Annotated in this window: 15 protein-coding genes and 1 tRNA gene; 5 read left to right on the top strand and 11 right to left on the bottom strand. The window is 67.6% G+C overall.

Annotated elements, in window-relative coordinates:
• Positions 1-384, top strand: a 384-nt coding sequence (locus AC1D1S_RS10850) for an aldolase/citrate lyase family protein (RefSeq protein WP_476994429.1), incomplete at its 5' end; no start/stop codon positions are given.
• Between the two features lie 486 nt (positions 385-870).
• Here AC1D1S_RS10850 and AC1D1S_RS10845 read toward each other — a convergent pair.
• On the bottom strand, positions 871-2,091 hold the full coding sequence (locus AC1D1S_RS10845; protein WP_476994428.1) for an IS110 family RNA-guided transposase: 1,221 nt from the start codon (positions 2,089-2,091) through the stop codon (positions 871-873).
• A 121-nt stretch (positions 2,092-2,212) separates the two neighbouring features.
• A complete protein-coding gene (locus AC1D1S_RS10840; RefSeq protein ID WP_476994427.1) occupies positions 2,213-2,941 on the bottom strand; it encodes a Type 1 glutamine amidotransferase-like domain-containing protein in 729 nt (242 codons plus the stop codon).
• Between the two features lie 182 nt (positions 2,942-3,123).
• On the opposite strand from AC1D1S_RS10840, the gene AC1D1S_RS10835 reads away from it, so the two are divergent.
• Positions 3,124-3,558, top strand: coding sequence for a DUF7144 family membrane protein (locus AC1D1S_RS10835; protein ID WP_476994426.1), 435 nt, complete (start codon positions 3,124-3,126; stop codon positions 3,556-3,558).
• Between the two features lie 13 nt (positions 3,559-3,571).
• On the opposite strand, the gene AC1D1S_RS10830 is transcribed toward AC1D1S_RS10835, so the two are convergent.
• From AC1D1S_RS10830 to AC1D1S_RS10810, 5 genes are all read right to left on the bottom strand, one after another.
• The gene (locus tag AC1D1S_RS10830) at positions 3,572-3,784 is read right to left on the bottom strand and encodes a VOC family protein (protein WP_459385449.1); all 213 of its coding nucleotides are present in this window, start codon (positions 3,782-3,784) and stop codon (positions 3,572-3,574) included.
• Positions 3,784-4,326, bottom strand: coding sequence for a GNAT family N-acetyltransferase (locus AC1D1S_RS10825; RefSeq protein WP_476944240.1), 543 nt, complete (start codon positions 4,324-4,326; stop codon positions 3,784-3,786). Before AC1D1S_RS10825 ends, AC1D1S_RS10830 begins: the two co-directional genes overlap by 1 nt.
• Positions 4,327-4,410: 84 nt before the next feature.
• A complete protein-coding gene (locus AC1D1S_RS10820; RefSeq protein WP_028276975.1) occupies positions 4,411-5,142 on the bottom strand; it encodes an MgtC/SapB family protein in 732 nt (243 codons plus the stop codon).
• 117 nt (positions 5,143-5,259) lie between these two features.
• The gene (locus tag AC1D1S_RS10815; RefSeq protein WP_243182001.1) at positions 5,260-6,852 is read right to left on the bottom strand and encodes an ABC transporter permease; all 1,593 of its coding nucleotides are present in this window, start codon (positions 6,850-6,852) and stop codon (positions 5,260-5,262) included.
• A complete protein-coding gene (locus tag AC1D1S_RS10810; protein WP_476946111.1) occupies positions 6,845-7,777 on the bottom strand; it encodes an ABC transporter ATP-binding protein in 933 nt (310 codons plus the stop codon). The genes AC1D1S_RS10815 and AC1D1S_RS10810 overlap by 8 nt, the downstream gene beginning before the upstream one ends.
• Before the next feature lie 117 nt (positions 7,778-7,894).
• Here AC1D1S_RS10810 and AC1D1S_RS10805 point away from each other — a divergent pair, with 117 nt between their 5' ends.
• A complete protein-coding gene (locus AC1D1S_RS10805; protein WP_476994425.1) occupies positions 7,895-8,386 on the top strand; it encodes a DUF1810 domain-containing protein in 492 nt (163 codons plus the stop codon).
• Between the two features lie 126 nt (positions 8,387-8,512).
• Here the strand turns inward: AC1D1S_RS10805 and AC1D1S_RS10800 are convergent, their stop codons facing one another.
• Positions 8,513-9,106 (bottom strand): DinB family protein, encoded by a 594-nt coding sequence (locus AC1D1S_RS10800; RefSeq protein WP_476994424.1) that lies wholly within the window; start codon positions 9,104-9,106, stop codon positions 8,513-8,515.
• A 133-nt stretch (positions 9,107-9,239) separates the two neighbouring features.
• Between AC1D1S_RS10800 and AC1D1S_RS10795 the strand changes: the two genes are divergently transcribed.
• Positions 9,240-9,818 carry a LysM peptidoglycan-binding domain-containing protein gene (locus AC1D1S_RS10795; protein WP_243181997.1) on the top strand — a complete coding sequence of 193 codons (579 nt, stop codon included), beginning with the start codon at positions 9,240-9,242 and terminating at the stop codon, positions 9,816-9,818.
• A 104-nt stretch (positions 9,819-9,922) separates the two neighbouring features.
• Here the strand turns inward: AC1D1S_RS10795 and AC1D1S_RS10790 are convergent.
• Both AC1D1S_RS10790 and AC1D1S_RS10785 read right to left on the bottom strand, forming a co-directional pair.
• Positions 9,923-10,004 (bottom strand) — tRNA-Tyr (locus tag AC1D1S_RS10790).
• A gap of 161 nt (positions 10,005-10,165) precedes the next feature.
• Positions 10,166-10,417 carry a hypothetical protein gene (locus AC1D1S_RS10785; RefSeq protein WP_476994423.1) on the bottom strand — a complete coding sequence of 84 codons (252 nt, stop codon included), beginning with the start codon at positions 10,415-10,417 and terminating at the stop codon, positions 10,166-10,168.
• A gap of 196 nt (positions 10,418-10,613) precedes the next feature.
• Between AC1D1S_RS10785 and AC1D1S_RS10780 the strand changes: the two genes are divergently transcribed.
• On the top strand, positions 10,614-11,105 hold the full coding sequence (locus AC1D1S_RS10780; RefSeq protein ID WP_018773569.1) for a YajQ family cyclic di-GMP-binding protein: 492 nt from the start codon (positions 10,614-10,616) through the stop codon (positions 11,103-11,105).
• A gap of 125 nt (positions 11,106-11,230) precedes the next feature.
• On the opposite strand, the gene htpX is transcribed toward AC1D1S_RS10780, so the two are convergent.
• Positions 11,231-12,100: a zinc metalloprotease HtpX gene (gene htpX / locus AC1D1S_RS10775; protein WP_476994422.1), complete on the bottom strand. Its 870-nt coding sequence runs from the start codon at positions 12,098-12,100 to the stop codon at positions 11,231-11,233.
• Between the last annotated feature and the right edge of the window lie 12 nt (positions 12,101-12,112).

Here is a 12,112-nt window from a genome sequence, read left to right as displayed (position 1 = left end):
GACACCGTCAGCGTCACCGTCCAGATTGAATCCGAAGCCGCGGTTGCCGCCGTGGAGAACATCCTGGCGGTGGAGGGCGTGGACGCGATCTTCCTGGGGCCCTCCGACCTCGCCGCCTCCATGGGCCTGTTGGGCCAGCAGGAACACCCACGGGTGCGCGCCGCCGTCGAACACTGCCTTGCCGCCGCCACAGCGGCCGGGAAGCCTGCCGGCGTGAACGCTTTCAACCCGGCAACGGCCCGCGGCTACATGGCCGCCGGCGCGGCGTTCGTTCTGGTGGGGGCCGATGTGTCCATCCTGGCTCGCGGCTCCGAGGCCCTTGCCGCCGACTTCATCCCACCGGACGCAATGGCTGAGCCCGGCGGCACCCCCGCCAGCTACTGAAGGCCCTCCGCATTATGCTCGGTTAAACTCGACGGCGGCAGCCCCCCTTGCCAGGTGGCTGCCGCCGTCGCATTTCTGCGTGCCGGGACCGGTGGGTCCTAGCTGGCTATAGGTCGTGTCAAGTGCATGCTCCGGGCATGACAGTGCGCGCCGCATGTTTGGCCGGGCGTTCTGACGTGTCTGTGGGGTGGCGGTTTGGTTGGCTGGCCCGGCGTGATTCCAAGGGCGCCCACGCTGACTTATTCGACCTCGGCGGTTGCCGGGTCATCTGGCGTCGTTCGGGCTGCCCAAGGGCGAAGGGCCGGGCGCCAAGCTAGGTGCGGCGTAACGCGGGAAGCGTCCGCCATAGCTGTATCGGCGTCTGGTCCGGCCCTTCGTCGGTTCCAGCGTCTCACCGCCGGCCTGGGTTGTGAAGGGATCCTGCGGGCACCTCCGTGGGTTCCGTGAGGGGGATTTCCGGCTGGCATCATGGTGTGCCGCGGCTTGTCACTTCCAGCGGCYGGGGTCGTAGGTGGCCTGGTCCCGGACCATGGCGTAGGCGATCCGTGATGCGCGGTGCGCCATCGCGCAGGCGATGACGCCGCCGTGTTTGCCTCTGGTCCTGAGCGCCGCGGCGTAGGTCMGGCTGGGCGCGTCGTTGAACCAGAGCCCCATGCCGAGATCGATCAAGGCCCGGCGTAGSGCCACGTTGCCTTCCCTGCTGATGGATCCGTCGCGTCGTTTGCCTGCCGATTCGTACTGGGTGGGGGACAGACCCGATGCCCGGTAGATCTGTGACGGCCCGGGCCAGCGGTGCGGGTCGCCCAGGGCGCCGCCGTAGTTGCCGGCGCGGACCACACCCCAGCCCGGGGTCGTGGTGAGCGTCGCGAACGGGCTCAACGGAAGCAACCGGGCGAACTCTGCCTCGGATGCGTCGATCTGCGCGGTGAGCTCGGTCAGCAGGTCCAGATCGGCGGCCAGCACCTGCCGGGCCACGGCTGCGTCCACCGTGGTCAGCGCGTCGCGGGCGGCATCCACAAGCCGTTCGGCCAGCGGCTGGCGCACCTGGAGCCCCCGGGCGGCCGCGAACCGGATGAACCGGGCGGTGCCCAGCGCGGCGAGCCGCTTCGGGTCGGCGAATTCAGCAGCGATGAGCCTTCCCACTTTCGTGCCGAGCACGTCCGGCAGGACCAGCGTCAGCCCCGGGAAGGCCCGGTCCAGCTGGCCCAGCAGCTGGTTCTTCGTCGCGGTCCGCGCCTGGACCCTGCGGGTCCGGTGCGCCGCCCACGCGCCGAGTTCACCGATCACAGCCTCGCGCGCAGTCACAGGAAGGCCCCTGCCGCTGAGGACCAGCTCGGTGATCGCTTCCAGATCCAGGGCATCGGTCTTGATGCGCCGGCGTCCCTGGACCCTGCGCTGCTCGGCCACGTGCGCGGGATTCAGCTCCAGAACCTGCCAGTCCGCGGGCCACACGGACGGGGTGAGCAGCGGCCGGTGGTAATGCCCGGCAGCTTCGATCCCGACTCTCACGGGAACATCCATCCCGGCCTGCCTGCTTTTGATCAGAGTGAGGATCCCGTCCAGGCCCCGTCCGGTCATCTCGAAGTCCACCGGACCCAACAAGCGGTGCCGGGCCGCGTCAGTGACCGACAACGCGACCAACCTCTTGCCAACATCGACAGCAACAACAACGGGTGAATCACCGGTCACCACGCCCTGAACAGACATAACAAACACCTCCGAAGGCGTCGGGAGGACCCCGCGGATCAGCCCCGGGTCCTCAAAGGAATCTGATACATCCCGTCCTGACATCTCCGGAGGTGTTTGTGAAGGACAGACTCAACTCATATCAGCTGTGCGCCGACAGAACCGAGACGGTGGCCTTGGTGCCAACGCCGCGAATCGTCCAGCAGTTCCCGGTGCCGATCACGTCCAGCTCCTCCAGGTCCGCGTGGTGCAGGACCAGGGCAGTGTTCTCATCCACGGCGACCGCGCGGTCCACAAGGCCTTTTGCGACCGCCCCAACGGCCCGGCCGAGGGTTCCCGCCTGGGCGGCGTGCACGTCGACGGCGAAAGGCACCAGGCCCAGCCCGTCGCGGATCTCCACTTCTTCCAGCCCCTCCGACCAATCCGCCGGGCAGACCTCGGGGCCGCGGATCCGGTAGCCGCCCACGATTGCCCGCACCGGCGCCACCATCGCGCCGGCTGAGAACCCCATATACGGCACACCGTCGGAGACCAGTCTGCGGATGGGCTGCGCGGACGGCAGCAAGCCTTCCAGGTAGCCCGGCGTCGGCCCGCCCCCGACGACGATGCCGTCGACGTCGTCGAACGCGGCAGGGTCCGCGCCCCGGTTGGAGCCGAGGAGGACCGGGACGACCTCGCAGGCTGTCCGGGACTGCAGCGGATCCACATAGGCAGGCAGGAAATATTCCGAGCTGCCCTCATGGTCAAAGAGAACCACAGCGACGCGCGGAACCCTGCCGGAGGCCCGGTGCCGGAGTTCCCTGACGAAGCGGTCGAAGACGGCAGCTGTGGTTACGGTGTCCGGGCCGCCGCCAACAAGCAGGATGGTCATGGTTCAACGTACCCGGATCCACGGCAATCGCAATAAGCCCGGCGCGGGCGGCTCCGAGGACCTGTAGCGATTGACCGGCCCGGACTGCGAGGAACATAATCGGAATCGGTACTAGCTTCACCCCACGACTGCGCCGACCATGAGGCCGACGGCAGAGCATTCAACGGAAAGCGGTCGACACTATGAGTACTGCCCATCACCCTGTCACTGCGACCGGCTGGACCGGTTGGGTCCGTTTCGCCGGAGTCATTCTGATCATCAACGGCGTTTTCAGCGGCCTTCAAGGCCTCGTCGCGCTCACCGGACCCGACACCTACTATTTGTCGACCCCGGGAACCCTGTTCCTCTTCGATGCGAAGGGGTGGGGCTGGTGGAATGTCGCCCTCGGGGTGCTCTTGATCCTCACCGCCGTCGCGCTCTTCGCCGGCGCTACGTGGGCTCGAGTCGTTGGCGTCGTCGTTGCCGGCTTCAGTGCGGTYGTTCAACTGATGCTCRTTCCGSMGCAGCCRTGGTGGTCYSTCATCGTCATCGCCATSGACGTGCTGGTCATCTACGCGATCATCGCCCACGGCGAGGAACTGAAGGCCGAGCAGGCACCTCCGACAACCAATCCGTAGGGCACCGGCGCCATCAGCCCGCAGCAATCAGCTCCACTTCGTAGCCGTCCGCATTCACGAGGTAGGCGGCGAAGTGGGCGGGGCCGCCTGCGTGCGGATACTTGTCTGGAAATAATTCCGTCCAGCCGCGGCTCAGTCCCTCCGCCGCTATGGCGTCCACGTCGGCCCGGACTGGTGAATCGGGACCTGGTCCAGCCGGACCGGGTGCAACCGGAATATCAGCCATCAGAACAGTATCCGCTGGAACAGGATGTGGTCCTGCCAGGATCCGGCAATCCGAAGGTACTGGGCTGCCAGGCCGATCTCCTCAAAGCCAGCGCGCTTCAGGATCCGCTGGGACGCGGCGTTGTGCGGGAGGGTTGAGGCCTGCAGCCGGTGCAGCCCCAGTTCGTTGCGCGCGGTCTGCAGGGCGAACTCCACCGCGGCCGAGCCAATTCCCCGCCCCGTCATGTCCTTGTCCACCCAGTAGCCGAGGTGGGCGCTGAGGAATGGTCCCCGGACAATCCCGCTGAGGTTGATCACCCCGATGATGCGGGAGCCTTCCACGAGGACCCAGGGCACGTCCGTTCCCGCGATGAACAACCCGAGCTTGGATTCAATGCTGGCGGCCTGTCCCTCTGCGGTGAAGAATTCCTCAAACCGCAGAGGTTCCCAGGGCGCCAGGTGCTCCCGGTTCCGCCGGTAGGCGTCGGCCAGGGGCCCGGCGTCGGACCTGCGCAGCACCCGCACGCACACGGTATCCGTCAAAGCGACGCTGTTCTCGGTCATCCGCAGACTCTAACGGTCATCCCGAACGGCTTCAATCAGCGTGCGCCAGTCACGGGAGTCTCGGCGGCGTGCTTGCTGGGGTTCTCAGGCGCTGGGATCGTCGTCGTCCTCGTTCGGATCGGTGCCGCGAACGGTCACACTCTGCACGCCGGGCACATCCAGGAGGTAGGGGACGAGTTCCCGCAGCGGAAGATGACCATGGAAGCGGATGTCCATGAGGACGATCGGCTTTTGTTCATCGCCCGCCTTATTGATGCTCAGGATCGACGAGCTGAACCCCATATTCGTGGCGATCTCCAACACTTGCCGCAGCACGCCCCGGTTGTCGTCATAGCCAAGGTGCAGGACCCGGTGGGCGTCGGGGGTCGGGATCTTCCTGATCACGGGAGAAACGACGTACAACGTGATGAGGTGGAAAGCCGTCAGCGAAACAGCCAGGGACAGCATTCCGGCCCCGCACGCCATGCCGACGGCGGCAGAAACCCAAATGCTGGCGGCCGTCGTCAGGCCGCGGACCACGTTCCGTCCCTTGAAAATCACCCCGGCACCGAGGAAGCCGATGCCGCTGACGATTTGGGCTGCAATACGGGACGGGTCCATGGTGGCCCCGGGCGCCAGCGCGGCGGCGAAGCCGTAGGCGGAGATCAGGGTGAACGTGCACGATCCGAGCCCGACCAGGACGTGGGTGCGGTAGCCAGCGACCTTTTGCCGGACCTGCCGCTCAGTGCCAATCAGGGAGCAGAGGATAAATGTCGCCAGCAGAAGCCCGATTTCCACCAGCGTGGTCGGGGTATATAGCCCGTATGCGTCCTGCATCCCGCCCTCCGACCCGGCCCGAGAGTGGCGTCCCGTCAGTGCCGGAATGCGCCAAGAACTCTCGAATCTGATATTACCGCTGCCCCCTATTGGCGAGTAGTGGCTGTTCTGGCCCGCTCACGGGGCCAGATCCCGGCGGCGCCAGCCGGCGTACCCCAGCGCGGCGAGCGCCGCGGCAGTCACCGTAAGTCCGAGCAACGGCCCGACGGCGCCGGAATCCAGGGGCAGCAGCGGCGAGTGCCGGAACGGGGAGAGCTCCATCAGCCACTCCGGGGCATTCCACAGCACGCCAAACTCACCAAGCGCGACGAAGAGCAGCAGCAGGGCCCAGACCGTCCCGGTGAGCCGGGGCGCCCAGCCGAACACCGCCAGCACCGCCGCGGTCATGACCCAGGCCGCGGGGATCTGGGCGGCAGCGGCCAGTGTGACGCGGCCGAGTTGGTTGGCATCGGCCAGGACGGTGGCTGCGCCGGCCCCGACCGACACTCCCGCCAGCAGCATGAGCACGGCGACGCCGGCCAGGGCCAGGGCGAAATGGCTGGTCGCCCACCGCGGCCGGGTGGTGGCGGTGCCCAGCAGTGCCTCGACGTGGCCGTCGGTCTCCTCGTCACGGAGCCGGCTGGCCGCGGACAGTCCGTAGGCAGCGGCCAGCAGTCCCATGATGCTGATCTCCGCTGCAATGAAGGCGTCCGTCATGGCCTGGGTTCCGCCCAGCATCATGATCAGGTCCTGCGCGTTGGGCGAACTCAACAAGTCCGTGACGTTGCCGGCCAGCGATCCGATCACCACGCCGAACACCACGAAGGCGACCGCCCAGGCCGCCAGCAGCCGGAACTGGAGCCGCACGGCGAGGTCCCCAACCCCGCGGAGCGAGCCGCGAGCCGGGCCGGGGCGCTCCTGGCGCAGGCCGGAGCCGAGGTCCCGACGGGCGCGGAGTGCCAGGGCCACGGGCACGAGTAAGGCGCACAGCGCCAGTGGCAGGGCGAGCACCCACCACTGGTCCCCGGCGAAGGCCCGGATCTGCTGATTCCAGCCGATCGGCGAAAGCCAGGACAGCGCGGAGGGCCCCGGTTCGGCGAGGTCCCCCACCGCCCGCAGCGCATAGGTCACGGCAACGACGCCGAGGCTCATTCCCGTGGCCGCCCGTGCGCTGGCCGTCAGCTGGGCGGTGACCCCGGCCACGGCGCTGAACGCCATGCCGGTGGCAGCCCAGCCCAGTCCGAACGCAATCGAGCCGGCGGCCGGAAGTCCGCCGGCGGCCAAAGACACCGCCGTGACCAGCCCCAGGACAATGCTGGCTCCGAAGCTGATGGTGAGGGCGGCCGCGAGCGGCGCGTCGCGGCCCATCCGGCCGCCGCCCAGGAGCTCGAGCCGCCCGGACTCTTCGTCGCTGCGGGTATGTCGGACGGTGATGAACACCATCAGGACGGCGAGGATAGCAGCCATGAACGCCGTGTACTTGATGAGGGACAGGGCACCGAGGGACGTGGGGTCGTAGACCCTGCCGAAGAGGGCCACGAGCGAGGCCGTGGCATTCAGGGCCGTCGCGGCCTCGACCCGGCTCCCCACATCGGGGTAGAGCTCGGCGCCGGCCACCGCGGTTGAATACGTTGTCGCGGCGAATCCGGCGATCCACGCCGGCAACAGCCATCGGTCGCGGCGGAGCCCGAGCCTGATCAGGACTCCGGTCCCCGCCAACGTTTCACGCATCGGCGGTGCGTCCGCTGCTCGACCCGGCCGCGGCCACGGGCACCGCCGCGCCATAGTGGCGGAGGAAGAGATCCTCCAGAGTGGGCGGCTGGCTGGTCAGCGCGACGAGTCCCGCGTCGGTCAGCGCCCGCATGAACGGGGCCAGGCCGGACGGTTCCACTTGGGCGCTGACGCGGTGGTTCCTGACGACGACGTCGTGAACGCCTGGCAGGGCATCCAAGCCCGCCGGTACCACCGCGACATCGGCAGTGACGGAAGTACGGGTCAGGTGCCTGAGTTCATCGAGCCGCCCCGTCTCCACCACCCGGCCCTCACGGATGATGCTCACGCGGTCCGAAAGTGCCTCGGCCTCGCTGAGGATATGGCTGCTGAGCAGTACCGTGCGGCCCTGGTTCCGCAGTTCCCGGATACAGCCGCGGAAGGCCTCCTCCATCAGGGGGTCCAGTCCGCTGGTGGGCTCGTCCAGCAGGAACAGCTCAGCGTCGGTGGCCAAGGCAGCGACCAGGGCCACTTTCTGCCGGTTGCCTTTGGAGTAGGCCCGGGACTTCTTGGTCGGATCGAGGTCGAAGAGCTCCAACAGCTGGGCCCGCCGGGCCAGGTCCTGGCCGCCCTGGAGCCGGCCGAGGAGGTCGATCACTTCTCCGCCGGTCAGGTTGGGCCACAACGCCACATCCCCGGGGACGTAGGCCAGGCGCCGGTGGAGGCTCGCGACGTCGCGCCACGGGTCAAGGCCCAGCACCCGGATGGAGCCAGCATTGGCGCGAAGCATGCCCAGCAGCAGGCGAATCGTGGTCGATTTGCCGGAGCCGTTCGGTCCGAGGAAGCCGTGGACCTCGCCCGCCTCGACTGAAAAATCCAACCCATTCAAGGCAACCACGGGCCCGAACCGCTTCACAACGCCGACCATCTCCAAGACATTCGCCATGGGGGACACGATACGCCCGGGACCGGCAATCCAGCCCCGGCCGAATGACCCCTTCGCCCGCGGGCGGCCTGTCGCCGCGCTATCACTCCGGCACCGGGGGGCCGTAGCCTAGCGGGCATGGAAGACCCTTACGATCTTGAACGGTTCGTGGCGGCCCAGGACGCCGGCGGAACCTACGGGCACGCCCTGGCGGAGTTGCGGTCAGGCATGAAGAGGAGTCACTGGATGTGGTTCGTTTTCCCCCAGCTCGCAGGCCTGGGCCGCAGCGAAACCGCCCGGAAGTACGCCATCTCCTCCCTGGCCGAGGCCCGGGCATACTGCCGGCATGGCGTCCTTGGCCCGCGGCTGCGGGAGGCCGCCGCCGCAGTGGCCGAACTTCAGGGGCGGTCCGCGGTGCAAATTTTCGGCGGCATCGACACCCGGAAGCTGCACTCCTCCATGACGCTGTTCCAGCGGGCCGCCCCCGGCGACACCGTGTTCCGCGTCGTCCTGGACCGCTATTTCGATGGCCTGCCCGATCCCGCCACGGACCAGCTGCTGGAAGGCCAGTTGCGGGAAGGCCCGTTGCGGGAAGGACAACCCGGCGGCCCGGACCCGGCGGACGGTTAGCTGTCCGCGGCCAGCGCCGTGATCATCCGCTCCATGCGGGCGACGCCGGCAAAGCGGCCGGCAGAGGCCGCCGGATGCTGTTGGCTGCCACTGGCTGTCCACTAGCGGCCTGTACCCGCCGCCGTACTAACGGCCTGCCGCCCCTGCTTCGGCAGCGACGGCGGCCGCCTCGATGCGGGCCCGGTGCACGGCCCATTCCTCGGCGGTGCGCGGCGAAAGGTTCGGGTCCCCGGGACGCTGGCCCGCGCTGCCGTCGATGAGTTCGCGCAGGATGTCGGCGTGCCCGAGGTGGTGGGCGGTCTCCACGCACATGTGCACGAGGATCTGCTGCAGGGTCACGTGCTTGCGCTCGTCCGGCCACCAGGGCACCACACCGGGCGCGTCGAGCGGGAGTTCATCGATGGTGGCGTCGCTGTGGGCCGCCGAGAGCCGGTGCAGCTCAGTGATCTGCTCGCGCGTCTCGCCGGGGGCTGCCCACATGTCCGCGTCCGGCTCCGCGTCGTCGGCAAACCACGGCAGCTTCAGCTCGCTGGGACGGCCAAAGACCTCGCCAAAGTAGCCGAGTTCGACGCTGGCCACGTGCTTGACCAGTCCCAGCAGGCTGGTTCCCGTGGGCGTGAGGGGCCGGCGCACATCGTACTCGCCGAGGCCTTCGAGCTTCCCTAGGAGGTCTTGTCGCCGCGTGCGCAGGTAAGCGTGCAAGATTGCTTTGTCGTCCATGTCCGGCACTATACCGAATGCGGGGGCGCTGCCTGACAGGACAGCCTGGCGGAACAGCGGGTTTCATAAAACGTATGGAATAATTGGCGGCAGCGGGCCTCGGGGGGAGGCCCCGATCGACAGGACACACAGGGTGAATCTCGATTCCGGTGCACATCGGGTCCGGCCCGCCGCCGCAGTTCTCCTGGCCGCGGTTCTCGCGGCGGCTCTCGCCATTCTGTTGGCAGCCTGTTCTTCCGGCGCAGAGGCCCCGGGCGGAGTTCCGGCGGGCCGGCCTGCGGCGTCCGCCCCCGCAACGTCCCCGGCGGCCGGAAGCCTGCGGGGGACGACCGAAGTGAACGGGTTCCTCCTGCCGATGCGCTACGCGGCCGTCGACGGCGACACCTGGGAGGGCATCGCCGCCCACTTCCGGATGACTCCGGAGATCCTCAGGAGCTTCAACGAAGCGGAGTCCGTTGCCGCAGGAGAGATTATCGACCTCAGGGGCGTGGACGTGCCCCAGCTAGGGGCCGGCGGCAGCGTGACCGGGCAGGACGGGCAGGGACGGCTCCTGTACAGGGTGGGCGCCGGAGACACTCCCTCGGGCATCGCGAGCCGCTACGGCGTCCCGCTCTATGCCTTGCGGATAGCCAACCTGAACCTGTTGACCGGAGGCGAATGGATTCCGCCCGCCGGCACCACGGTAACCATTCCGAATCCCCAGGCCGACTGAGCCGGGCCTTTGCGACAGGCCTTTGCACTGTGGAGACGGGCCGTTGGGCCGTGGACAAAGAAAAAGCCTCCGGAACCTAGTGGTTCCGGAGGCTTCTCCAAGGGTGGCAGATGAGGGATTCGAACCCCCGTAGGCGTTGCCAGCTGATTTACAGTCAGCCCCCTTTGGCCGCTCGGGTAATCTGCCGAACTTCAAAAGAAGATCACTCGCGGTTTCCAGTCCCGGAACGCCTGTTTCCAGTTCGTTCCGCTTCCAGCACCCGCGGGCAAGACAACTTTACAGAACTTCCGCCGAAGAATCGAATCGGCGCCTCAGCAGATCAAAATAGGGCCAGAATCCGCGGAATTTCAGGCCTCGCCGAGGATCCGCCCCGCCAGCCTTGCCTCGAATCGTGCCGCCTGCTCGGCGGTGACCTGGTTCAGCTCGACGGCACGGGCCAGGTCCGTGTGGACCCCGTCCATGCGGACTGATGCGTCGGCGGCCGGGCTCAGGATGATGGACGCCGCCAGCGCGGCGGCGGCTACGGAGCTCGCCGTCGCGGCCAGGGTGCTGGCAGCGGCGGTGGTGCGGTTGACGTAGCGGACGGCCTTTTGGTGCATGTTCTTGCCTTTCAGCAGCGGTTCCAACTCTTGCAACTCTGGCCAGCCCGGCTTCGTTCCCGGCGTGATTGAGCTATGAGCGGACTGTGAAACCCGGGACGCAAGGCCGGCCGCCACATCGGGGGCATCCGTACTAGTCTGGAATGCAGACATCCCGGCCTCACGCAGGCACCCGGCAACCATCAGGAGGAAAGTCATGGCAGGCGAATCCACGTTCGACGTCGTCAGCAAGGTAGACAAGCAGGAAGTCGCCAACGCGCTGAACCAGGCGCAGAAGGAAATTGCCCAGCGCTACGACTTCAAGGGCGTCGGCGCCGAGGTCGATTTCAGCGGCGAGAAGATCCTGATGAAGGCCAACTCCGAGGAGCGGGTGCTCGCGGTGCTCGATGTGCTGCAGTCCAAGCTCATCCGCCGCGGCATTTCGCTGAAGTCCCTCGACACCGGCGAGCCCTACGCCTCCGGCAAGGAATTCCGGCTCGAGGCCTCCATCAAGGAGGGCATCGCCCAGGACCTCGCCAAGAAGATCAACAAGCTGATCCGGGACGAGGCCCCCAAGTCCGTCAAGTCACAGATCCAGGGCGACGAGCTCCGGGTGACCTCGAAGTCCCGCGATGATCTCCAGGAGACCATGAACCTGCTGAAGGGCTTCGACGAGGCCGACCTGCAGTTCGTGAACTTCCGCAGCTAGCTGCCCGTCCGCGGCGCAAATTTCCGCACGACGTGTAAAAGGGCTGGCGACACCGGAATACCGGTGTCGCCAGCCCTTTTGCGTGTCGCGGAACTACTCGCGCGTCGCCAGACCCGCAGCCTGCTTCAGCTGAGCGGCCGCCCGGCCATCCGCTCCAGCCGGCCGATCCGCTCGGCCATCGGCGGGTGGGTGGAGAACATCTTGGCCACGCCTCCGCCTTTGAACGGGTTGGCGATCATCATGTGCGAGGCGTTGACCAGCCGCTGGTCCTGCGGCAACGGCGCCAGCTGCACGCCCTGCTCGATCTTGCGCAGGGCGGAGGCGAGCGCCAGCGGATCTCCGGTCAGCGACGAGCCGTCCTCGTCGGCGTCGTACTCCCGTGTACGGGAGATGGCCATCTGGATCAGGGATGCGGCGAACGGGGCAAGCAGGGCCATGGCGATCGCCGCGAACGGGTTCGCATTGCGGCGGTCCCCGCCGCCGAACAGCAACATCATCTGCGCCACCGAAGTGATGACGCCGGCGACGGCGGCGGCCACCGACGCCGTCAGGATGTCCCGGTTGTAGACGTGCATCAGTTCATGCCCCAGGACGCCGCGCAGTTCGCGGGCGTCCAGCATCCGCATGATGCCCTCGGTGCAGCACACTGCCGCGTTCTGCGGGTTCCGGCCGGTGGCGAAGGCATTTGGCGCCATGGTGGGCGAGACATAGATGCGCGGCATCGGCTGGTTGGCCCGGCCGGACAGCTCCYGGACGATATGGAACAGCTGGGGCGCCTCGGCCTCCGTGACGGGATAGGCCTGCATGGCACGGATGGCGAGCTTGTCGCTGTTCCAGTACCCGTAGGCCGTGGTGCCGACCCCGATCAGGGCCATGATCCAGATCGGCGCCGCACTGCGGGTCCCCGCGGCGATGAACGCCCCCAGGCCCAGCAGGACCGCCCACAGCACTCCGAACAGCGCCGCGGTCTTCAGTCCGTTGTGATGCTTGTGCACTGGTCCTCCTGA

This window comes from Arthrobacter sp. P1_A5 (genome assembly GCF_056406825.1).
The sequence above is the reverse complement of the archived record's forward strand: the minus strand, read 5'-3'. Positions and strand labels throughout refer to the sequence as shown.

What these genes read in the sequence shown, in the direction of transcription:
- AC1D1S_RS10840 (WP_476994427.1), bottom strand. Translation starts at nt 2,941, where the DNA reads ATGACCATCCTGCTTGTTGGCGGCGGCCCGGACACCGTAACCACAGCT.
- AC1D1S_RS10830 (WP_459385449.1), bottom strand. Translation starts at nt 3,784, where the DNA reads ATGGCTGATATTCCGGTTGCACCCGGTCCGGCTGGACCAGGTCCCGAT.
- AC1D1S_RS10825 (WP_476944240.1), bottom strand. Translation starts at nt 4,326, where the DNA reads ATGACCGAGAACAGCGTCGCTTTGACGGATACCGTGTGCGTGCGGGTG.
- AC1D1S_RS10820 (WP_028276975.1), bottom strand. Translation starts at nt 5,142, where the DNA reads ATGCAGGACGCATACGGGCTATATACCCCGACCACGCTGGTGGAAATC.
- AC1D1S_RS10815 (WP_243182001.1), bottom strand. Translation starts at nt 6,852, where the DNA reads ATGCGTGAAACGTTGGCGGGGACCGGAGTCCTGATCAGGCTCGGGCTC.
- AC1D1S_RS10810 (WP_476946111.1), bottom strand. Translation starts at nt 7,777, where the DNA reads ATGGCGAATGTCTTGGAGATGGTCGGCGTTGTGAAGCGGTTCGGGCCC.
- AC1D1S_RS10805 (WP_476994425.1), top strand. Translation starts at nt 7,895, where the DNA reads ATGGAAGACCCTTACGATCTTGAACGGTTCGTGGCGGCCCAGGACGCC.
- AC1D1S_RS10800 (WP_476994424.1), bottom strand. Translation starts at nt 9,106, where the DNA reads ATGGACGACAAAGCAATCTTGCACGCTTACCTGCGCACGCGGCGACAA.
- AC1D1S_RS10785 (WP_476994423.1), bottom strand. Translation starts at nt 10,417, where the DNA reads ATGCACCAAAAGGCCGTCCGCTACGTCAACCGCACCACCGCCGCTGCC.
- AC1D1S_RS10780 (WP_018773569.1), top strand. Translation starts at nt 10,614, where the DNA reads ATGGCAGGCGAATCCACGTTCGACGTCGTCAGCAAGGTAGACAAGCAG.